The organism is bacterium (assembly GCA_016703265.1).
Lineage (GTDB): Bacteria > Krumholzibacteriota > Krumholzibacteriia > LZORAL124-64-63 > LZORAL124-64-63 > CAINDZ01.
Genome location: JADJCK010000004.1, coordinates 125,419 through 145,055, shown reverse-complemented (window position 1 = coordinate 145,055; position 19,637 = coordinate 125,419). Strand labels below are relative to the sequence as shown.

Annotated in this window: 21 protein-coding genes and 2 pseudogenes; 18 read left to right on the top strand and 5 right to left on the bottom strand. The window is 69.2% G+C overall.

Translation table 11 applies throughout. The features are described from left to right. Positions 1 to 184: 184 nt before the first annotated feature. The 4 genes and pseudogenes from IPG61_07945 (at position 185) to IPG61_07930 (ending at position 3,330) form a co-directional block, all read left to right on the top strand. The gene (locus IPG61_07945; GenBank protein ID MBK6734011.1) at positions 185 to 562 is read left to right on the top strand and encodes a helix-turn-helix transcriptional regulator; all 378 of its coding nucleotides are present in this window, start codon (positions 185 to 187) and stop codon (positions 560 to 562) included. A gap of 246 nt (positions 563 to 808) precedes the next feature. After that, positions 809 to 2,139 (top strand): annotated as a pseudogene (locus tag IPG61_07940) (anaerobic sulfatase maturase). Between the two features lie 89 nt (positions 2,140 to 2,228). Further along, positions 2,229 to 2,702, top strand: coding sequence for a hypothetical protein (locus tag IPG61_07935; protein ID MBK6734010.1), 474 nt, complete (start codon positions 2,229 to 2,231; stop codon positions 2,700 to 2,702). A gap of 76 nt (positions 2,703 to 2,778) precedes the next feature. Beyond that, positions 2,779 to 3,330, top strand: coding sequence for a hypothetical protein (locus tag IPG61_07930; protein ID MBK6734009.1), 552 nt, complete (start codon positions 2,779 to 2,781; stop codon positions 3,328 to 3,330). 408 nt (positions 3,331 to 3,738) lie between these two features. Here IPG61_07930 and IPG61_07925 read toward each other — a convergent pair whose 3' ends face one another. Both IPG61_07925 and IPG61_07920 read right to left on the bottom strand, forming a co-directional pair. Next, entirely contained in the window at positions 3,739 to 6,117 is a 2,379-nt protein-coding gene (locus IPG61_07925) for a response regulator (protein MBK6734008.1), read from the bottom strand. Beyond that, complete coding sequence (locus IPG61_07920) at positions 6,114 to 7,013, bottom strand: transporter substrate-binding domain-containing protein (GenBank protein ID MBK6734007.1); 900 nt, start codon at positions 7,011 to 7,013, stop codon at positions 6,114 to 6,116. The genes IPG61_07925 and IPG61_07920 overlap by 4 nt, the downstream gene beginning before the upstream one ends. Before the next feature lie 223 nt (positions 7,014 to 7,236). On the opposite strand from IPG61_07920, the gene IPG61_07915 reads away from it, so the two are divergent. The 13 genes and pseudogenes from IPG61_07915 (at position 7,237) to IPG61_07855 (ending at position 17,154) form a co-directional block, all read left to right on the top strand. Next, positions 7,237 to 7,764: a DUF1697 domain-containing protein gene (locus IPG61_07915; GenBank protein ID MBK6734006.1), complete on the top strand. Its 528-nt coding sequence runs from the start codon at positions 7,237 to 7,239 to the stop codon at positions 7,762 to 7,764. A 92-nt stretch (positions 7,765 to 7,856) separates the two neighbouring features. Then, on the top strand, positions 7,857 to 8,279 hold the full coding sequence (locus IPG61_07910; protein ID MBK6734005.1) for a nuclear transport factor 2 family protein: 423 nt from the start codon (positions 7,857 to 7,859) through the stop codon (positions 8,277 to 8,279). Positions 8,280 to 8,767: 488 nt separating this feature from the next. Continuing rightward, entirely contained in the window at positions 8,768 to 9,844 is a 1,077-nt protein-coding gene (locus IPG61_07905; protein ID MBK6734004.1) for a branched-chain amino acid aminotransferase, read from the top strand. A 223-nt stretch (positions 9,845 to 10,067) separates the two neighbouring features. Beyond that, on the top strand, positions 10,068 to 10,550 hold the full coding sequence (locus tag IPG61_07900) for a TlpA family protein disulfide reductase (GenBank protein ID MBK6734003.1): 483 nt from the start codon (positions 10,068 to 10,070) through the stop codon (positions 10,548 to 10,550). Then, a complete protein-coding gene (locus IPG61_07895) occupies positions 10,550 to 10,777 on the top strand; it encodes a DUF4266 domain-containing protein (protein MBK6734002.1) in 228 nt (75 codons plus the stop codon). The genes IPG61_07900 and IPG61_07895 overlap by 1 nt, the downstream gene beginning before the upstream one ends. Beyond that, the gene (locus tag IPG61_07890) at positions 10,764 to 12,059 is read left to right on the top strand and encodes a DUF3570 domain-containing protein (GenBank protein ID MBK6734001.1); all 1,296 of its coding nucleotides are present in this window, start codon (positions 10,764 to 10,766) and stop codon (positions 12,057 to 12,059) included. Before IPG61_07895 ends, IPG61_07890 begins: the two co-directional genes overlap by 14 nt. 56 nt (positions 12,060 to 12,115) lie before the next feature. Beyond that, a pseudogene (locus tag IPG61_07885) lies at positions 12,116 to 12,890 on the top strand (FAD:protein FMN transferase). A 93-nt stretch (positions 12,891 to 12,983) separates the two neighbouring features. Continuing rightward, a complete protein-coding gene (locus tag IPG61_07880; GenBank protein ID MBK6734000.1) occupies positions 12,984 to 13,634 on the top strand; it encodes a carbonic anhydrase in 651 nt (216 codons plus the stop codon). Between the two features lie 22 nt (positions 13,635 to 13,656). After that, positions 13,657 to 14,445, top strand: a complete 789-nt coding sequence (locus tag IPG61_07875) for a 3'-5' exonuclease (protein ID MBK6733999.1) — start codon at positions 13,657 to 13,659, stop codon at positions 14,443 to 14,445. Between the two features lie 495 nt (positions 14,446 to 14,940). Further along, positions 14,941 to 15,381, top strand: coding sequence for a hypothetical protein (locus IPG61_07870; protein ID MBK6733998.1), 441 nt, complete (start codon positions 14,941 to 14,943; stop codon positions 15,379 to 15,381). Between the two features lie 29 nt (positions 15,382 to 15,410). After that, a complete protein-coding gene (locus IPG61_07865; protein MBK6733997.1) occupies positions 15,411 to 16,058 on the top strand; it encodes an outer membrane beta-barrel protein in 648 nt (215 codons plus the stop codon). A 156-nt stretch (positions 16,059 to 16,214) separates the two neighbouring features. Continuing rightward, positions 16,215 to 16,454: a helix-turn-helix transcriptional regulator gene (locus IPG61_07860; GenBank protein ID MBK6733996.1), complete on the top strand. Its 240-nt coding sequence runs from the start codon at positions 16,215 to 16,217 to the stop codon at positions 16,452 to 16,454. Beyond that, positions 16,438 to 17,154 carry a hypothetical protein gene (locus tag IPG61_07855; GenBank protein MBK6733995.1) on the top strand — a complete coding sequence of 239 codons (717 nt, stop codon included), beginning with the start codon at positions 16,438 to 16,440 and terminating at the stop codon, positions 17,152 to 17,154. The genes IPG61_07860 and IPG61_07855 overlap by 17 nt, the downstream gene beginning before the upstream one ends. A 2-nt stretch (positions 17,155 to 17,156) precedes the next feature. On the opposite strand, the gene IPG61_07850 is transcribed toward IPG61_07855, so the two are convergent. The 3 genes from IPG61_07850 to IPG61_07840 are packed head-to-tail and all read right to left on the bottom strand — an operon-like array spanning position 17,157 to position 18,452. Next, complete coding sequence (locus IPG61_07850; GenBank protein MBK6733994.1) at positions 17,157 to 17,933, bottom strand: TSUP family transporter; 777 nt, start codon at positions 17,931 to 17,933, stop codon at positions 17,157 to 17,159. After that, positions 17,930 to 18,157 carry a CopG family transcriptional regulator gene (locus IPG61_07845; protein MBK6733993.1) on the bottom strand — a complete coding sequence of 76 codons (228 nt, stop codon included), beginning with the start codon at positions 18,155 to 18,157 and terminating at the stop codon, positions 17,930 to 17,932. The genes IPG61_07850 and IPG61_07845 overlap by 4 nt, the downstream gene beginning before the upstream one ends. Continuing rightward, on the bottom strand, positions 18,144 to 18,452 hold the full coding sequence (locus IPG61_07840; protein MBK6733992.1) for a BrnT family toxin: 309 nt from the start codon (positions 18,450 to 18,452) through the stop codon (positions 18,144 to 18,146). The genes IPG61_07845 and IPG61_07840 overlap by 14 nt, the downstream gene beginning before the upstream one ends. Before the next feature lie 154 nt (positions 18,453 to 18,606). Here IPG61_07840 and IPG61_07835 point away from each other — a divergent pair, with 154 nt between their 5' ends. Further along, a complete protein-coding gene (locus tag IPG61_07835; GenBank protein MBK6733991.1) occupies positions 18,607 to 19,560 on the top strand; it encodes an integron integrase in 954 nt (317 codons plus the stop codon). The last annotated feature ends 77 nt before the right edge of the window (positions 19,561 to 19,637 follow it).

Below are 19,637 nucleotides of genomic sequence, written 5' to 3'. Positions count from 1 at the left end.
CTTCCGGTGAAGTGGCCCGCGTGGCGGGCGCCCCTTGCGCTTCCCAACCCCGACTTGTTGTCCTGACTTGCGCTTCCAACCCGACCAGACCATTCTTGTATTATGGCCTATTGACCATATGCACATAATCGAATATATTATACTTCATCGACGGCGTCAAGCGCAACTGGAGAGGAAAAACGCGATGTCTGGCAACGTGTTGAACGACAAAACCTTAGAGCTGATTGCGGAACGCTTTCGGCTCCTTGGCGATCCTGTCCGGTTGCGCCTGTTGCAGTCCCTCGAGGGCGGTGAACGGTCGGTGGCCGACCTCGTCGCCAGCAGTGGCGCCGCCCAGGCCAGCGTCTCCAAACATCTGCAACTGCTCCTGCGCGGCGGCCTGGTGAGGCGGCGGCGGCAGGGCATGTTCGTCTACTATTCTGTGGCCGACGCGCGCGTCTTCGAGATCTGCGACGTTGTCTGCGGCAGCCTGACGGACTATCTGGCGCGCGAGCTGGAGCAGTTGGGTGGCCACACTGCCGATCCCGCACGCATGGACAGGGGCGATGGCGACGGCATCTGATTTTGCTGTTTTCGTTTTTTTTGGGGCTTCCGGTGGCCGGGTGATCGCCCGGCAATGCCGGTCTGGCGCGCTGCCGTGGCTGGTCGGCGTGGTGGCGGGAATCGGCGCAGGTCATAGCGTCGTTCGTCATGACAAGGGCGCCTATTGTGTCTAACCTGGCCTCGCCGCCCCCGCAACGTCAAGCGGGGCTGGCACCCGACGCCGCCCTCAGGCCGCCGGCCGCCCCCCCCCCGCCACACTCCGCCGATGGACCCACGCCCTTTCCACCTGCTGGCCAAGCCCACCGGCGCCGCGTGCAACCTCGACTGCTCGTACTGCTTCTTCCTGTCGAAGGACCAGCTGTACCCCGGCAGCACCTTCCGCATGGACGACGAGGTGCTCGAGGCGTGGCTGCAGCAGCTGTTCGCCGCGCATCCCGAGGGCGAGGTGGCCGTCTCGTGGCAGGGCGGCGAGCCCACGCTGATGGGACTCGATTTCTTCCGCCGCGCGGTGGTGCTGGCTGAACGGTATTGCCAATCGACGCAAAAATACTGTATACCATCCAGACGAATGCCACGCGCCTCGATGCCGAGTGGGCGAACTTCTTCCGTGAGCACAACTTCCTCGTCGGTGTGAGTCTTGACGGGCCGCGGGAAGTTCACGACCGCCACCGCGTCACCAAGGGCGGCGGCGGCACCTTCGACCAGGTGCTGGCCGGCTACAACCACCTGCGTGACGCCGGCGTCGCGGTCAACATCCTGTGTACCGTGCACAGCGACAATGCCGACGATCCGCGCGGCACCTACCGCTTCTTCCGCGACGAGTTGGGCGCACGGCACCTGCAGTTCATCCCCGTGGTCGAGCGCGCGAAGCCCGGCGCCGAGACGGCGACGGCCGAAGGCTGGGGCACCGGGCGCTCCGTGAAACGCCCGCTGTACACGCAGAGCGGCGACCGCGCGGCACCGCGCTCGGTGGGCGCGCGGCAGTACGGCGCCTTCCTCGGTGGAGTGTTCGACGAATGGGTGCGCCGCGACGTGGGCACCGTCTTCGTGCAGGCCTTCGACGTGGCGCTGGGCAATCGCGTGGGCCGCTACGCGCTGTGCGTGCACGCGCCCACCTGCGGCGATGCGCTCGTGCTCGAGCACAACGGCGACCTCTTCAGCTGCGACCATTTCGTGGAGCCGGGCTACCTGCTGGGCAACCTGGCCGAAGCGACCCTCACCGAGATGGTGGGCTCGCCGCGACAGCGCGCGTTCGGTCAGCAGAAGCAGTCCACGCTCCCCGCCTATTGCCGGCAGTGCGACGTGCTCGAGCTGTGCCACGGCGGCTGCCCAAAGGACCGCTTCATGGCGACTCCCGACGGCGAGCCGGGGCTGAACTACCTGTGCGAGGGTTACCGCGCGTTCTTCCGTCACATCGGCCCGGCGCTGGACTTCATGGCCACCGAACTGCAGGCGATGCGGCCACCGGCCGGGGTGATGGGCTGGATGGACCAACGCGACCACGAACTAACCGAAGCGATCGCGCGGACAGGGCGCAACGAGGCCTGCCCGTGCGGCAGCGGACGCAAGCTGAAGCACTGCCACGGCACCCGCTAGTGCGCTGCCGACCCGCGTTGTGGCCGCCGGGCTTCTTTGCTATCGTGGACGGACACCAAGACAACCCCAGCGACAAGGAGTCATGCCCTATGAAGAGGATCCTGTTCTGCCTGCTGGCGATGATGGTCGCCGGTGCCGGCGCCGCCCAGGCCGAGACCGCCTGGGGGCTGCGCGGCGGCGCCACGTTCGAGCCCGACCAGGTCCACGTCGGTGCCCACATGAACGGCGGCGAACTGTTCAACGACGGCTGGTTCATCCCGAACATCGAGATCGGCTTCGGGGACGACATCACCCTGATCGCGCTGAATCCCGAGCTGGTCTACAAGTTCAGCAAGCGCGGCAGCTCCGACTGGGGCTTCTACATCGGCGCCGGCCTGGGCCTGAACTTCTACAGCTGGGACAACGATGGTCCCGGCGACGGCTCGGAAACCGAGCTGGGCGTGAACTTCCTGGGCGGCATGAGCCGGAAGCTGTCGGCGGGGAACGACTTCTTCGTCGAGCTGAAGCTGGGTGCGGCCGATTCGCCGGACGCCAAGGTGACCGCCGGGTTCACCTTCTACTAGTCGCGGCGCCCGAGGTATATATTGGTTACGGGGGCGCCGCGCCGGCGCCCCCGCTTCCATGTGAAGGGGAACCGCCGTGCGTCGCGTCTTCGGATTGATGGATACCGCCACCGCCCGCCGCCTGGCCCGGCCGCTGACCGTGGCCGCGCTGCTGCTCTACGCCGCCACGACCTTCCTGCCGTTCGTCCACGGCACCGTGCGCCTGCTGGCGATCCCGTTCTCGCGCTCGCTGACCATGCTGCAGTTCCTGGACCACATGGCAAACAAGCAGCCCCTGCTCAACGTGATCCTGGTCTCGGTGGTCATCGTCGTGCTGCCGGTGGCGCTGCTGCTGGCCGCCCTGCTGGCGGCCTGGCTGCCGCCGCGCGCCATGGCGACGCCGGTGCGCAAGGCCGTGACCTGGCTGCGGTGGCGCGGCTGGATCGTGACCGGCCTGGGCATCGTGTTCCTGCTCGGCCTGCGCTCGGCCGCCAGCGCCACCGGTGGCCCGCAGCTGCGGCTGCTGCCCGGCGGCTGGTGCTTCTGCCTGGCGCTGGTCGTGGCGGGCCTGGCCCTGACCACGGCGGCGCCCGCGAAAGGCGAAGGCGCGTCGCGGCGCGAAGTGTCGGGCGCGCGCAAGGCGGCGTGATGAACATCGAGACAGCCACCACGGCCGACCTGGAGTTGCGCCGGCGCAAGTTGCACCCTCAAGCACATCGGGAGTGCCCCATGAAAGCGGTGGCAATAGCTGTCATTCTGGTCACATTGCTGGCAGCGCCGGCCGTCACGAAGGCCATGGAGGCATCGGCACCCGACTCCACCGCCATCGCCGCAACGGCGGCCGCGTTCCACGCGGCCCTGGCCGCCGGCGACTCGACCGCCGCCCTGGCCTTGCTGGCCGCCGATGCCGTGGTGCTGGAGGGCGGCGAACTGGAGACGCGGGCGCAGTACGCCGCACACCACCTGGCGGCCGACATCGAATTCGCCCAAGCGCTTGGCGGCGAGCGCACGGTGACGGGTGTGCGGCAGGTGGGTGATGCGGCCTGGCTGTGGGCCGTCAGCTCGGTGCGCGGCTCGTGGCGCGGGCGCGAGGTCGATTCCCTGGGGACCGAGCTGCTGGTGCTGGCGAAGGAAGGCGAAGCCTGGCGCATCCGCGCCATCCACTGGTCTTCGCGCAAGCGTTAACCCGGGCTAGACAGCTGACGCCGCCGTGGGCGGGCACGAGGCAGTCGAGCGTATCGCGCAGCGCGCGGCTGTTGAGCGGCTTGGGCAGGTGGGCGTCCATGCCGACGTCCAGGCAGAGGGCCCGGTCCTCGGGCAGTACACGCGCGGTCAGCGCCACGAGCGGCAGGCGCGGCCGGCCGGTCGCGGCCTCGTGGGCGCGCCAGGTGCGGGCCACTTCGATCCCGTCCAGTTTCGGCATCTGCAGGTCGAGCAGCACCGCGTCGAAGGTACCGGCGTGCAGCGCCGCGAGCGCCTCCTCGCCGTCGGCGGTCAGCGTCACCTTGTGGCCCCACTTCTCCAGCAGGGACACCACCAGCTTCTGGTTGACCGGGTTGTCCTCGGCCACGAGCACGCGCAGCGGCTCGCGGGCCGGCGCGGGTGGCGCCGTGCCGGCGTCCGGCGCGGGCTCGCTGGAGCGGCTCGCCACCGGCAGCGTCAGCGTGAACGTGAAGACCGAGCCCGGGCCTTCCCGTTGTTCGAGCTGCAGGTCCCCGCCCATCATGGCCACCAGGCGGCGGCTGATATGCAGGCCAAGCCCGGTACCGCCGTAACGGCGCGTATGGGAGCCGTCGGCCTGCTGGAACGCCCCGAAGATGATCTCCCGCTTGTCGGGGGCGATACCGATGCCCGTGTCGTGCACGCGGAACACGAGGCGCTGCCGGCGCTCGGTGGCGTACTCGACGCGAACCGACAAGCCAACAGAGCCCTGCTCGGTGAACTTCAGGGCATTGCCCAGCAGGTTGACCAGCACCTGGCGCAGGCGCGCCGCGTCGCCGCGCAGCAGCGGGGCCAGTTCCGGGTCCAGTTCCCATTCCAGCTCGAGGGAGCGCGCGCGGGCGCCGGCCAGGAACGAACGCCGGATGTTCTCCAGTTCGAGACGCGGGTCGAAATCGTCGGGACTCAGGCGCATCTCGCCGGCCTCGATCGAGGACATGTCAAGGATGTCGTTGATGATCGTCAACAGCGAGCGGCCCGAATCCAGGGCGATCGACAGCTGTTCGTGCTGCTCGTCGTCCAGCCGCGTGTCGAGTACCAGTTCGGTCATGCCGAGCACGCCGTTGAGCGGGGTGCGGATCTCGTGCGACATGTTCGCCAGGAACTGGCTCTTGGCTCGGCTGGCGGCCTCGGCCGCGTCGCGGGCCTTCACCAGGTCGGTTTCGGCAGCCCGACGGAGTTCGATCTCGCGTTCCAGTTCCTTCTGGCGCACGGCGAGGTCGCGGGCGTGCAGCGCCTCGGTGTCGAGCCTGGCCACCAGCGCCTGCGAGCGCAACTGGCCCCACCAGACCATGCCCGAAAGCCCCATGAGCACGATCGCCAGCGCGGCCAGCCCCCACAGGAACAGGCGCGGGTCGCTGGCCAGGGCGCCGTCGACGCTGCTCATGCGCGTGACCGTGAGCGGGAAGTGCGCGGCGCGCGCGCAGCTCAGCAGGCGCGGGCGGTTGTCCGCCATGCCGTCGGACAGCAGCGTTGCGGAGCCAGGGGGCGGTGCGCTGCGGGAAGGGAGTTCGCCGGCCGCGTCGCCGCCGCCGAGGATGCGGTCATCCCAGGCCAGCCACAGCCGCGCGTCGGACGAACGCCGCGAACCCTGGACCTGCGCATGCAGGGTGGTCGACGGCACGAAGGCCAGGAGCCAGCCTTCGTTGCGGTCGAGCACGCGGCACTCGGTGGCCAGCACGACCTGGTCCGCGTCAGGCAGGTAGGCCGCGCGTGCGCCCCCGGAGTCGGCAGGCGCCGGTCGCGTCCAGCCTTCGGCGAACGCGTCGCCGGGATCGCGGCGCGGCTCGCGTGAATCGAAGACCTTGCGGCCGTCGGCGTCGAGCAGCAGCAGGCGCGCGTAGATCGGTTCGCCGCCCGGCAGCCTGTGGGCCAGCCGCCTGTCGAACTCGGTTTCCAGGTCCAGCAGGTTGATGCGCAGGCCGTATTCGAGGCTCAGGCCCAGCGCCGCGTTCTCGAACCAGGCGCTCACCTCGCGGCCGTCGGCCAGCTCGGCCACCTCGGCCTGCAGTCCCGACAGGAAGTGGTCGAGCGACACGCCCAGCGCCTGCGTGTGGGCGAGCTCGTCGCGCTCCAGCGCCTGGTGCTGCGCCTGCCGGCCGACGTAGAAGCCGTAGATGAGATAGACGACCAGCGCGACGGCGGGCAAACCCACGCCGGCGGCCGCAAGCCACGGCCGCCGGCGGGATCCGCCGTGAGTGCCGGTCCACGCGATCATTGCACGCTGCCACCGGTGGTGAAGAAGTCGGGGAAGTACGTCCACACGCCGGGGTAGTACTTGCGCACCAGCGCGTCATAGGTGCCGTCGGCCTGGCAGCGGTTCAGGAACGCCGCAAACGCGGCCTCCAGCTGCGGCGAGTTCTTCGGGAAAGCCGCGGCCATGTACTGGGGCTCGGAGAGCGGGCCCAGGATCTTGATCTTGCCCTGCCACCGCCGCAGCGCCACCAGCGCGTCGGGCACGTCGAGGATCGTGAGGTCGGCCATGCCGCCCAGGAGGTTCGGCGCCATGTGGTTGAGGCTGCCCTCGTAGTTGACGACGATGGCGCCGTGGCCGCTCAGGTCGTACAGCTTCGGGTCCAGGCAGGTGTTGGGCTTGGCCAGCACACTGATGCCGTTGATGAGCCGGTAGGTGAGCGCGATGTCGCCGTCGAGCGTCCCGGTCGGCGCGATGGGCGCGATCTTCGCAGTGGCCGGCGCGATCAGCCAGATCTGCGTGGGGAACATCGGCTCGGCGAAGTTGACGAGCTCGCGCCGCCACGCCAGGTCGGTCATGCCGTGGGCGATCATGTCGCCGCGCACCTCGGCCGGCCCGGTGATGGTCACCTCGTTGCCCTTGCGCGTGAACGCCAGGCCGGTGACATCGGAGTACGTGCGGCTCCAGTCGGTCTCCACGTAGACGTACTCCACGCCGATCTCGCGGCAGAACATCTTCACCAGGTCGACATCGAGCCCGTCGCCGGCGCCGGTGATGAAGTTCGCGTAGGGAATGCCCAGGTGGCGCAGCTGCCCGGCCGCCTTGATCTCCGGCAGGTCATGCTTCGCAGGCACGGTCTGTGCGGCGGCGCTCAGGGCGAAGACGCTGGCCAGCAGCAGCAGGATCGCGATCGGACGCATGGAGTTGCCTCCTCGTCGCACGGTACGGCGTGGCGCCGGCGGGAAGCCCGGACCGGCAGTTGGTAGCGGTTTATCGGCATGGCTGGACACGGGTTGACTTTATTGTTTCGGTCACCGGGTCTGGACTCGCCGCCGATCTATTGGTATAGTGATGCGCGCCAACGAGATAGAATTGCGGAGAGGTTTACATCGGATTGCGGGGTGAGACGTGGCGGAGCGGTGTGTGGCCCTGTTGCGCGGGGTGAACGTCGGGCGCGGCAATCGCGTGGCCATGGCTGACCTGCGCGCGACCGTGGCGGCGTGCGGTTTCGCGGACGTGACCACCGTGCTGGCCAGCGGCAACGTCGTGTTCACCACGCCGCGGCCATTGAAACCCGCAATCGTCGCCGCTCGTCTGGAGCAGGAATTGGCCTCGGCGCTGGCGCTGCAGGTGCGCGTGACGGTGATCGCCGCGGCCGCGTTCAACGCCGTCATCGACGAGGCGCCTTCGCTGCCGGCGGGCGCCGACGGTTCGCGCCTGCTGGCCGCCTTTCCGCGCGTGCCCGGCGCCCTGGCGAAGCTGAAGCCGCTGGCGGCGCGCGACTGGTCGCCGGCCTCGTTGACGATGGGCGTGCATGCGGCCTGGCTGTGGTGTCCGGGCGGCGTGCTGACCGACAAGCTGTTCGAGGACGTCTCGAAGCTGATGGGTGACGACATCACGACGCGCAACAGGAACACGCTGTTGAAACTGCAGGCCGCGTTGGCGGCCTGAAACATTCCTGCAACGCTTGCAGAACAGATGGGAGCATCGCGATGAGCAGAAAGCTGTTCCTGAACGGCCTGGCCGCGGCCGCTGCGATCATGATGTGCGCGGCTCCGGTCGTTGCGGCGCCGATGGCTTCGCGCGAGGAACTGGTCGCGCAGGTGCGCGCGGCCGAGACCGCGTTCGCCGCGACGATGGCCGCGCGCGATCACGCGGCCTTCGGCTCGTTCCTGGCCGACGACACCGTCTTCTTCGGCGCCAACGGCCCGCTGCGCGGCGCCGCCACGGTGATGGAAGCCTGGGAGCGCTTCTTCACCGGACCCGCGGCGCCCTTCTCGTGGAAGCCCGATACCGTGGAAGTGCTCGACTCCGGCACGCTGGCCCTGACCGCCGGCCCGGTGTTCGACCCGCAAGGCCGGCACATCGCCGACTTCAGCACCATCTGGCGGCTCGAGCCCGACGGCCGCTGGCGCGTGGTGTTCGACCGGGGCAACGACGTCTGTGCGCCGGCGACCGGCCCCTGAGGCGCGCGGCCCTTTCGCGACCGCACTTTCAACTGTCCCAAACCGTCCCATCGGCCCCTGCGATGGGACACTTTCTTGGGACGCTTTTGGGGGCCTTTCACCAACAGGAGCGGGACACCCCATGAACTCCTGATTGGCAACTTGGCCCTGTGCAACCAGTTGGCAAGCCGTTGAACAACGGGCCCCGCGATTGCATCCACCTGCCCAGCGCACCTCCAGGATCCGGTCAATGAGCGAGGGACCGGATCACCCCGCGGCGGGAGTGGAAGGGCGAACCCATTCCCGCCGCACCCCCAAACCCGGATGGTTCCTCGGGCGACGAACCATCCGGGTTTACTTTGGTTTGCAGCTGCCGATACGCTTCCTGCACCGCTTGATTTCACCCTCCGCGCAAACGAAATTGGAACAGCCGAAACGCTTGCGACCGGCACCTGTTCGTCCCGTCAGCGCTCAGCGCGACAGGATCGACACCGCAGGAGGAGTACGGGATGCAGATCAGCGTCACGAGGAATCCCAACCCGAAGTCGCCCCCCGACGGCCCCTTCGGCTTCGGCCAGTTCTTCACGCCCCACATGTTCGTGGCCGACTGGAAAGACGGCACCTGGCGCGACCCGCGCGTGGTTCCATACGGCCCGTTCATGCTCGATCCCGCGTGCAAGGTTTTGCACTACGGGCAGGAGATCTTCGAGGGCATGAAGGCCTACCACAACGTGGCCGACGACTCGGTGCACATGTTCCGCCCCGAGATGAACCTCGAGCGCTTCCACCGCTCCTGCGACCGCATGTGCATGCCGCGCATCGATTCGGAACTGTTCATGCGCGGCGCCGAGATGCTGATCGACATGGACCGGCACTGGGTGCCCGAGAGCCCGGACGCCATGTACGTGCGCCCGACGATGTTCGCGTCGCAGCGCGGCCTGGGCGTTCGCGCCTCGACCGAGTACATCTTCTTCATCATCGTGGGGCCGGTGGGCAGCTACTTCACCGGCGGGGTGAACCCGCTGAAGCTGCGCGTCGAGGAGACGTACGTGCGGTCGGCGGCCGGCGGCACCGGGTTCGCCAAGACCGGCGGCAACTACTCGGCGGCGCTGCTGCCGATCAAGCAGGCGCAGGACGCCGGCTACGACAACATCATCTGGCTCGACGCCAGGGAGATGAAGTACGTCGAGGAGATGGGCGCGATGAACATCATGTTCGTCTACGAGGACCGCGTCATCACCTCGAAGGCGGGCGACACGATCCTGCACGGCGTCACGCGCGACAGCGTGGGCGTGCTGCTGAAGGACATGGGCGTCACCTGGGAGGAGAAGGCGCCGGCCATCGCCCAGGTGATCGAGGACGCGCACGGCGGCAAGCTGAAGGAAGTGTTCGCCTGCGGCACCGCGGCCGTGGTCACGCCGGTGGGGACGATCCACTACAAGGGCGCCGACCACCGTATCGGCGACGGCGGCGAGGGCAAGCTGACGCGCCAGCTGCGCGAGACGCTGACCGGCATCCACGCCGGGGGCAGCACGCGGCATCCGGAGTGGCTGCACAGGGTGCCGTCGTTCGCGGACAAGCGCTGACGGCGCCTGACCGGCGGCAGCACGGGGAAGCTCGGGGATGGGCCCGGCCGGAAGCGGCCGGGCCTCCCGTTTTCGGGTGCAGGGGAGCCGTCCAGCCGGTTCGGGAACCCGCCGCCGACTTTGCGTGTTCAAGGCCTTTCCCCCCTGCGCGGCCGGGAATGGGCTTGCCGACCCGGCCCGAACCTGATCTTCTGTTGTCATCAAGCATTCCAAGGAGGCCGACGTGCTTCGATCCCGTTCGTTCCTGCCGCTGCTGGCGTGCCTGCTTATCGCAACCGGCGCCGTGGCCGGCGAGCCGGCCGAGCGCCCGGTGCTCGCCGCCGCCGAGTTCACGCTGGCCGACCATGCCGGCAAGGTGGTGGCTCTCGATTTCTGGGCGTCGTGGTGCAAGCCGTGCAAGGCGTCGATGCCGTGGCTGTCGCGGATGCAGCAGCAGTACGGCGGGCAGGGGCTGCAGATCGTGGCCGTGAGCGTGGATGCCGACGAGGCGTCGATGCGGTCGCGGCTCGGCGACATCGACCCGGGCATCATCGTCGTCTTCGACCCGAAGGGCGAACTGGCGGCGCAGTACAAGCTCGAGGGCATGCCGACCACATACCTGATCGATCGCGCCGGCAAGCTGGTGGCCAGCCATGTGGGCTACCGCGACGCCGATGCCGGCAAGCGCGAGGCCGAGATCGCGGCCATGCTCAAGGAGGGCAAGTGATGCGCAGACGGGACGGTTGGTGGCTGCCGCTGGCGGCGGGACTGGCGCTGCTGGGCGGCTGCGCCTCGATGGGCGTGCAGCCCTGGGAGCGCGACGTGCTGTCGCAGCCGGGCATGACCCCGGGCGAGGACGTGGTGCTGACGTCGCTGGACGAGCATATCTACTTCAGCAAGGAAGCGTCGACCGGCGGGCTGGGCTCGGGGGGGGGCGGCTGTGGCTGCAACTGACAAGCTGCGGGCCTCGCTGGCGGCGGCCTGCGGGCTGCTGGGCGTGGCCGGCGTGAAGGCGCAGGCGACGGAAGTGCAGTCTGGCGTGCTGGGCTACCACGAGCCCGGGCGCGTGTCGGCCGTGGAACTGCTGAGCGACGTGAAGCACGAGTTCGCCGGCGGCCAGGTGGGCACCATCCGCCTGGTGTACGATGCGCTGACCGGTTCGTCGGCCAGCGGCGCCGTGCCCGCGCTGCAGAAGACGCAGACGTTCACCAGCCCCTCGGGCAACGGCAGCTACTCCACCGAGCCGGGGATGACCCCGCTCGACAACACGTTCCACGACACGCGCGTGGCCGTGAGCGGCGGCTTCTCGCTGCCGTGGGGCCGGCTGACGATGGCCTCGCTGGGCCTGTACGGATCGTTCGAGCACGACTACACCTCGCTGGGCGCCAACGCTTCGCTGGCCCGCGAGTTCAACCACAGGAACACCACGGTGACGCTGCGCGCCGCGCGGTTCGAGGACACCATCAACCCCGAGGGCGGCGTGCCCATGGCGATGGCGGCCATGCCGGCGCCGGTGCCGGGCGGTGGTGGTGACGATAAACGCGCCGACGATGATGAAGGCAGCGACGCGACGAAGAGCGTGACCGACCTGGGCCTGGGCCTGACCCAGGTGCTGGGCCGCCGCACGGTGCTGAGCCTGAACTACACGAACAGCCGCGTGGCGGGCTACCAGACCGATCCCTACAAGATCGTCTCGGTGGTGGACGGCGTGACGGGCGCACCGGCGCCCGTGTCGGGTGATCCCACGCGTGACCTCTACCTGTACGAGAGCCGGCCCGACAACCGCGTGAAGAACGCGATCGCCGCCGAGCTGATCCGCAGCCTGGGCCGCGACGTGGTGACGCTGTCGTATCGCTACTTCGACGACGACTGGGGCATCACCTCGCACACGGGCGAGCTGCACTACCGCCTGAACTTCGCCAAGGGGCGCTACTTCCAGCCGAACGTGCGCTGGTACCACCAGACGGAGGCCGACTTCTACCGCCGCTGGCTGGTGGAGGGCGAGACTCCCGACTTCGTGTCGGCCGACTACCGCCTGGGCGACATGACGGCCATGACCTACGGGCTGAAGTACGGCACCACGCTCAAGGGCGGCCAGGAGCTGTCGCTGCGCGTGGAATACTACGCGCAGTCGGGCAACCAGCCGGCCGGCGCGTTCGGCGACCTGGCGGAACTGGACCTGTTCCCGACCGTCGACGCCTGGATCGTGAACGTGGGCTACACGTTCGGGAAATAGGCGTGACCGTTGCGCTGCAGCAGCGTCCCGACGGCTGGCAGGCCGCATTCGCGGCGATGGCGAGCCCGTGCGAGGCGCTGCTCGATGTCGACACGCGCGACGAGGCCGCCGCGCTGGGCGAGGCGGTGGCCGGCGAGGCCATGCGCCTGGAACGGATGCTGAGCCGCTACCGCGACGACAACGTCATCCACGCCGTCAATCATGCCGCGGGCCGGCCGGTGATCGTCGACGACGAGACGGCCGGCCTGCTCGATCTTGCCGACCACTGCTTCCACCTGAGCAACGGCCGCTTCGACGTGACCGCGGGGGTGCTGCGGCGCCTGTGGCGCTTCGACGGCTCGGCCAACGTGCCCGCGCGCGAGGCCGTGCGCGCGCTGCTGCCCCTGGTGGGCTGGGACAAGGTCACCTGGCGGCGCCCGGAACTGACGCCCGCAGCTGCTGGCGCTGCGCTCGTCGACGGCGGCGCTGGTGAACTTCGGCGGCGACCTGCGGGCGCTTGGCACGCGGCGCGACGGGCGGCCGTGGCGCGTGGGGGTGGAGGCGCCGGGTGCGGTGGATGCGCAGCGCGGCGCGGTGGACCTGGAGCTGGCCCAGGGCGCGCTGGCCACCAGCGGCGACAGCCGGCGCTTCCTGCTGAAGGACGGCGTCCGCTATCCGCACATCCTGGATGCGCGCACGGGCTGGCCCGTGACCGGGGCGCCCCGTTCGGTGACGGTGCTGGCCGACACCTGTCTTGAAGCCGGCGCGCTGGCCACGCTGGCGATGCTGCAGGGCGCGGGGGCGCGCGCGTTCCTGGACGGAAGCGGTGCCACGTACTGGGTCCTGGACTGATCCCGGTACCGGACCGGGCAAGCCCTGCGGCTTGCCGCCGCGCCGCCGTGCGTTGATACTGTCACGCGGTGATTCCAACGAACGGACAGGCGCGTGATCCCAGCAATCGAAGCCCTGGCGAGACTGAAGGCCGGCAATCGCCGTTTCGTGGCGAACCTGGACGCGGGCGACCATGCGCGCCCGTCGCCGGCCGCGCCGCACGGCACCGACATCGAGGAACAACGGCCGTTCGCGATCATCCTCGGGTGTTCGGACGCGCGCGTGCCGGCCGAACTGATCTTCGACCAGGGCCTGGGCGACCTGTTCGTGATCCGCGTGGCGGGGAACATCGTGGCGCCGTCGCTGGTGGGCAGCGTGGAGTTCGCCGCCTCGCGCTTCGAGACCAAGCTGGTGCTGGTGCTGGGGCACACGCGGTGCGGCGCCATTGCCGCCACCATCGAGGACCTGCAGGGTTCGGGCGAGCACGACTCGCGCAACCTGCGCGACATCGTCGACCGCATCCGCCCCGCCGTGGAGATGGTGGTGGCCGAGGACGCGCACGACGACGACGAGGACCTCGAGCTGCGCGCCATGCGCGCGAACATCGCCTACAGCGTCGATCACCTGCGGCACGATTCGCCGCTGATGGAGCAGCTCATCCGCGACGATGGGGTGCTGGTCGTGGGCGCCGAGTACTCGCTGGAGACCGGGGTCGTGACGTTCTTCGACGAACTGCCCGAGAGCCAGGACAAAGCCGCGGACTGACTGCGAACCGGAGGACCGACCGTTGCGCCACCTGAAGCTGACCCGCCCGCTCACGTTCTTCGACCTCGAGACCACGGGCGTGGACCCGGACAACGACCGCATCGTGCAGATGGCGCTGATCCGCGTGGAGCCGGGCGGTGCGCGGCAGACGTATGAAACGCTGGTCAATCCCGGACGGCCGATCCCGCCGCAGGCGACGGCCGTGCACGGCATCACCGACGACGACGTGAAGGACCAGCCCCCGTTCGCGCAGGTGCGCGTCGAGGTGGAGCGCATGCTCGCGGGCAGCGACCTGGCCGGCTACAACTCGATCCGCTTCGACGCCCCGCTGCTGCAGGCCGAACTGCATCGCGCCGGCAGCGAACTGGACCTGCGCGCGGCGCGACACCTCGACGCCATGGTCATCTTCAAGATGATGGAGCCGCGCAACCTGACGGCCGCCTACCGCAAGTACTGCGACAAGGACCTGGTGAACGCCCACAGCGCCCTGGCCGACACCGAGGCCACGCTGGAGATCCTCGACGCGCAGGTCGCCTTCTACGACGCCGTGCCCGACGACGTTGACGCGCTGCACACGCTGTGCAATCCCGACGAGGGCCGCTTCGTAGATCGCGGCCGCAAGTTCGTGTGGAACGAGGAAGGCCAGGCCGTCTTCACCTTCGGCAAGCACCAGGGCGAAGTGCTGAACCTGGTGGCCGTCGACCAGCGCAAGCGCGGCTACCTCGAGTGGATGCTGAACAAGGACTTCAGCGAAGAGGTGAAGGGCATCTTGCGCGAGGCGCTGGCCGGGGTGTTTCCGAGGAAGGACTGAAGGCGCGCCGCGCACGTGTGCCCTCACACTTGCGCCGGCGCAAGTGTTACGCGACGAGCCTGCATCCGCGCCCCGTGGAACGTCCAGATCAGGGAGCGCCGCCCTGCGAACGCAGAGGCGTCGGGGCTCGCGGACCGGGGCGGGCTGGCGCGGGTGCGTGGGGCGGTGGCCCTGAGCGCCGAGCGCACACGTGGTGGACCCTCAGGGAGATCTGGAGGAGGTGGGGTTGGCGAGGACCGCGGCGATGGCAGGAGCGGCGGCAGGGCGGAGGCCGCCGCTGCGACACTCCGGGCGCCGCAACTTGCGCCACCCCCGCTCCCGAACTTCCCACCGCCCGGCTGGGTGTTTTTTCCCAACCTTCCGCTAACGATCTTTCCGGCAAGTGGTTATATTGACGTTGCAACGGGTACGCCGGTTGCTTCCGGGCGGGTGGGACACACGCCGGGACACGCCCCGGACCTCGGGTCAGGCGACCACAGGAGCGCGGAAAATACGATGGATCGTCAGGACCGCACGGCGCTGAAGAAGACCTTCACCAGCTTCGATGTCATCCTCGGCCTCGGGGTGCTGGCCGTGGTGGCGGCCGGGCTGCCCTGGCTGGGGCAGCAGCTGGACATGGCCAAGAACGCGCGTTCGCGCGACCACGCCGGGCGCGTGGCGCAGGCCATCCTCGATTACCACACCGAGATGGGCCAGTGGCCGGCGGCCCACGGCAAGCCGGTGGACCTGTCGGTGCTGACGGCCGTGCCGCCGCCCGCGCATACGCTGGGCACGATGGCGGCCACGCCGGAATCGCCGATCGAGCCGGATGCGCGGCCGTGGGTCGAGGAACTGCCGGTCGACAGCTGGGGCCGTCCGTTCGTGGCGGCGGTGTACGCCCTGTTCCGCGGTGATGACACCGGGCAGGTGCTGCAGGGCCGCGGCGCCGGCAGCTGAACCGCGAAAGCCAGCCGAAAGAGACAGCCATGCTGACGCCACATCACGCGCGCCGCGCCGTCCTGGTTGCGGCGCTTGCCTTGACGGTCACCTTGGCGGCGGCGCTGGGCGCGATGCCTGCGCAGGCGCAGATGGCCGACCATCGCTGGTTGCTGGGTGTGGACCTGGTGGCCGGCACGGTGGGCGAGAACGAGGATGCGGAGCCGGACGCCATCATCATCGACGAGAAGGCCGGCGGCCTGGGCCTGCAGTTCGGGTACATGCTGAAGCCTTCGTTCATGCTGCGGCTGACGGCCGTGGGCGCCGACCACGAGACGAGCGACCCGGACGTGACGATCCGTTTCGGCGGCGGCACGCTCGACGCGGTGTTCCTGTTCCGCGAAGGCAAGCCCTTCCGTCCGTACCTGTTCGCGGGCGTGGGCGGCTACCAGGCGCAGTCGCAGCAGGATGACGTGGTCTACGAGATCCGCGGGCCGGGCGTGGCCTTCGGCGCGGGCATGCACCTGCGCCTGGGTTCGCGCGCCACGCTGCACGGGGCGCTGCGCGTGGAGGCCATCAACTGGGAAGAGGCGCGGGTGCTGCTGGACCTGCCGGGCGGCGACCTCGAGGTGGACGCGCCGATCGACGAGGAAGGCTGGGCGTCGAAGGTGATGCTCGGGGTGGGATTCTGGCTGTAGGCCAGCCAAGGCGCTGTGGGACAATACGTTGTGGCGATGGGCCCGCCGGCGGACGGCGGGCCCTCGTCGTGCTGCGGGCCGCCGCGATGTAGCCCTGTCTTTACTTTATGTAAAATCAGCTTGACATATGCCGATAATGGCCGCAGACTGAGGGGCATGGAAGAAAGCATCCACAACGAGGTCCGCCGGCACCGGTTCCAGTGCGGCGAGATGACCCAGGAGCAGCTGGCCCGCCGTGTGGGGGTCAGTCGGCAGACGATCATCGCCATCGAGAAGGGGAGCTACAACCCGTCGGTGGGGCTGGCGCTGCGGATCGCGCGGGCGTTCGGCGCGCGCGTCGAGGATGTGTTCCGGCTCGAGGACGCACAGGAGGGGCACGATGGCTCCGGTGATTGAACGGCTGTGGCAGGGGCGACCGGCCACCGCAACGATGGTGGGCGCGGTGGTGGTGGTCGCCGGCTTCCTGCTGGCGCAGGTGAGCTGGTGGTTCTTCGCGCTGGCGGGTGTGGGCGCGTGCGGGCCGGGCATCCTGCGCGAGCTGGGCGTGCTGAAGGACAAGGACGAGTTCGCGCGCCGCGCGGAGCAGCGCGCCGGCTACCACGCGTTCCTGGCAACGGGCCTGTTCGGCTTCGTGCTGGTGGCGCTCGTGCGCGCCACGAAGAGCGAACTGAAGAACCCGGGCGAACTGGCAACGCTCATGCTCGCGATGCTGTGGTTCACCTGGCTGCTCAGTTCGTTGCTGACGTTCTGGGGCGCGCGCAAGGCGTCGGCGCGGCTGCTGCTCGGGTTCGGCGTGGCGTGGCTCTCGTTCGCGCTGGCCGATGCCGGCGACGAACCGCTGGGCTGGCTGATGTCGAGCCTGCCGGCGCTGCCGTACTTCGTGCTGGCCGGACTGGCGTGGCGCTGGCCGCGCGTGGCCGGCGCGCTGATGGTCGTTGTCGCCGCGGTGATGTACGTGGCCTTCGGCTACTACAGCAACGAACGCATGGGCGGGCTGATCGTGAACACGGGCGTGGCGCTCATGCTGTGCGGGCCGCTGGTGGGTTGCGGGGTGGCGCTGCTGCGCGCGGGTCCTGCGGCGCCGGAAGAAGCCTAGGGTTATTGCCCGGTGAACTGCCGCCAGAGCAGTCGCGCCGCCGTGGCCGTGACCGACACGACCAGCACCCAGCGGATGAACCGCGGCGGCCGGCTGAGCACCAGGTGCGAGCCGATGAGCGAGCCCGCGACCTGCCCCACGGTCATTGCCAGCGCGACGGTGACGACGATCTGCCCCGCCACCAGGAACAGCACCGCCGCAACCAGGTTGCTGGTGAAGTTCATCACCTTGGTGGCGCCGGTGGCCTTCCGCAGGTCGAGCCCGCCCAGTCCCACCAGCGTCATCGCCCAGAAGGTGCCGGTGCCCGGCCCGAAGAACCCGTCGTGGAAACCGAGCACGGTGCCGGCCACCGGTTGCAGCACGGCGGGCTTCACGCGCTCGGGCCGCGCGCGCTCGCCAAGCCCGGGCGTCAGCAGCGTGTAGAACAGGATCGCCACGAGCAGCACCGGGATGAGCCAGGCCAGCAGCCCCGGCGACAACCGCTGGATGAGCGCCGTGCCCGCCGCCGCGCCCAGCGCCGTGAACACGATGGCGCGCTTCCAGTCGCGCAGCCGCACCAGCCCACCCTGCCGGTAGCGCAGCATCGCCACGGCAACGCCGATGGTGCTCTGCACCTTGTTCGTGCCGAGCGCCAGGTGCGGCGGCAACCCGATGGCCAGCAACGTGGGCACGGTGATGAGCCCGCCGCCGCCGGCGATGGCGTCGATGGTGCCGGCGACGAGGCCGCCCAGCAGCGCGAGCGCGTGGGCGGGGAGGGAGATGTCGTGGGTGAGGGTCACGGTGCGATCTTCGCGAGCCGCTCGGCGAGCCACATCTTGATGATGGATTGGCGTGTGACACCGATGCGCGAGGCCTCGCGGTCCAGCTCGTGGACCATCCAGGCGGGGAAGTCGACGTTGACGCGGCGGGATTCGAGGTTGAGGCGGCGCGCACGCGTGTAGTCGAGGTACTCCGACACGTCCTCGCCGTCGTCGAACTTCTGGTCGAATTCATCGGCGGTCATACGCCAGGACCTCCTCGAAGCGGGCACGTCGAACCGAGATCAGCCGGACACGTCCCCCACGGTAACTCACGACGGCCGACCAGTGACGGCGCCCAATGCAGCCGGTGACCAGGAACCGCTCCTCGCCGGCCAAGCGGGCCGGAACCTCCAGCAGTCGGTCGTCCAGCCAGAGCGCCTGCGCCTCGACGAAGTCGATGCCATGTTTGAGCTTGTTCGTGGCGCTCTTGGCCGCGTCGAACTCGAAGTCAGGCAGCTCCGGGTCGTCCAGATCTTTTACTATACCATAATAGCTCATTTTTGACACCTATTGTCGCCCTTTTCCGGCGAGCTGCGCCCGTTGCACTTGCGCCGGCGCAAGTCGCCCGCCCACCCGGCCCCGCCCTTGCCCATCGCAGCCCATGGACCAGAAACCAACGGACACCCCAGGGAGCGCCCCGGCGCCCCGCCTGATGGAGCAAGTGCGTGCGGCGCTTGCCGCCCGGCACTACAGCCCGCGCACGGTACGCGCGTACACGGGCTGGATCCTTCGCTACATCCGCTTCCACGGGCGGCGACACCCGCGGGAGATGGGTGAACCGGAGTTGACGGCCTTCCTGTCACACCTGGCGACGCACCGGAAGGTCGGCGCGTCGACGCAGAACCAGGCGCTGGCGGCGCTGCTGTTCCTGTACCGCGACGTGCTGCGCGTGGAAATGCCGTGGCTGCACGACGTGGTGCGCGCGAAGCGGTCGCAGAAGGTGCCGCTGGTCTTGACGCAGGATGAAGTGCGGGCGCTGCTGGCAGCCATGGACGGCACGCCGCTGCTGGTGGCGCAGCTGCTTTACGGGACCGGGATGCGCCTGCTCGAGGCGATGCGGCTGCGCGTGAAGGACATCGACTTCAGTGCGGGCGAGATCACTGTTCGCCAGGGCAAGGGCGACAAGGACCGCCGGGTGCCGCTGCCGGAGCGCACCCGGGCCGCGTTGCGCGAGCAGATCGCGTTCGTCCGTCGCCAGCACGAAGCCGACCTCGCGGCGGGTGCCGGCTGCGTGGAACTGCCCGGTGCCATGGCGACGAAGAACCACGCCGCTATTCGCGACCTGGCCTGGCAGTGGGTGTTCCCGGCCACGCGCATCTATCGGCACGCGGAAACGGGTGAGCTGCGGCGCCATCACCTGCACGAGACGGTCATCCAGCATGCGGTGCGCCACGCCCGCCGAGACGCCGGCCTGACCAAGCCCGCCGGCTGCCACACGCTGCGCCACTCGTTCGCCACCCACCTGCTCGAGGCGGGCAGCGACATCCGCACCATCCAGGAGCTGCTCGGGCACAACGACGTGTCGGTGACGATGATCTACACCCACGTGCTGAACAAGGGAGGGCGGGGGGTGCGGAGCCCGCTGGACGCGGAGCGGATGCGATGATACGCGTGGAAAGCTGCTACCGTTGCGGGTGCCGCTTGACATATGACGCGACGCGTCATAGAATCACACCATGATCC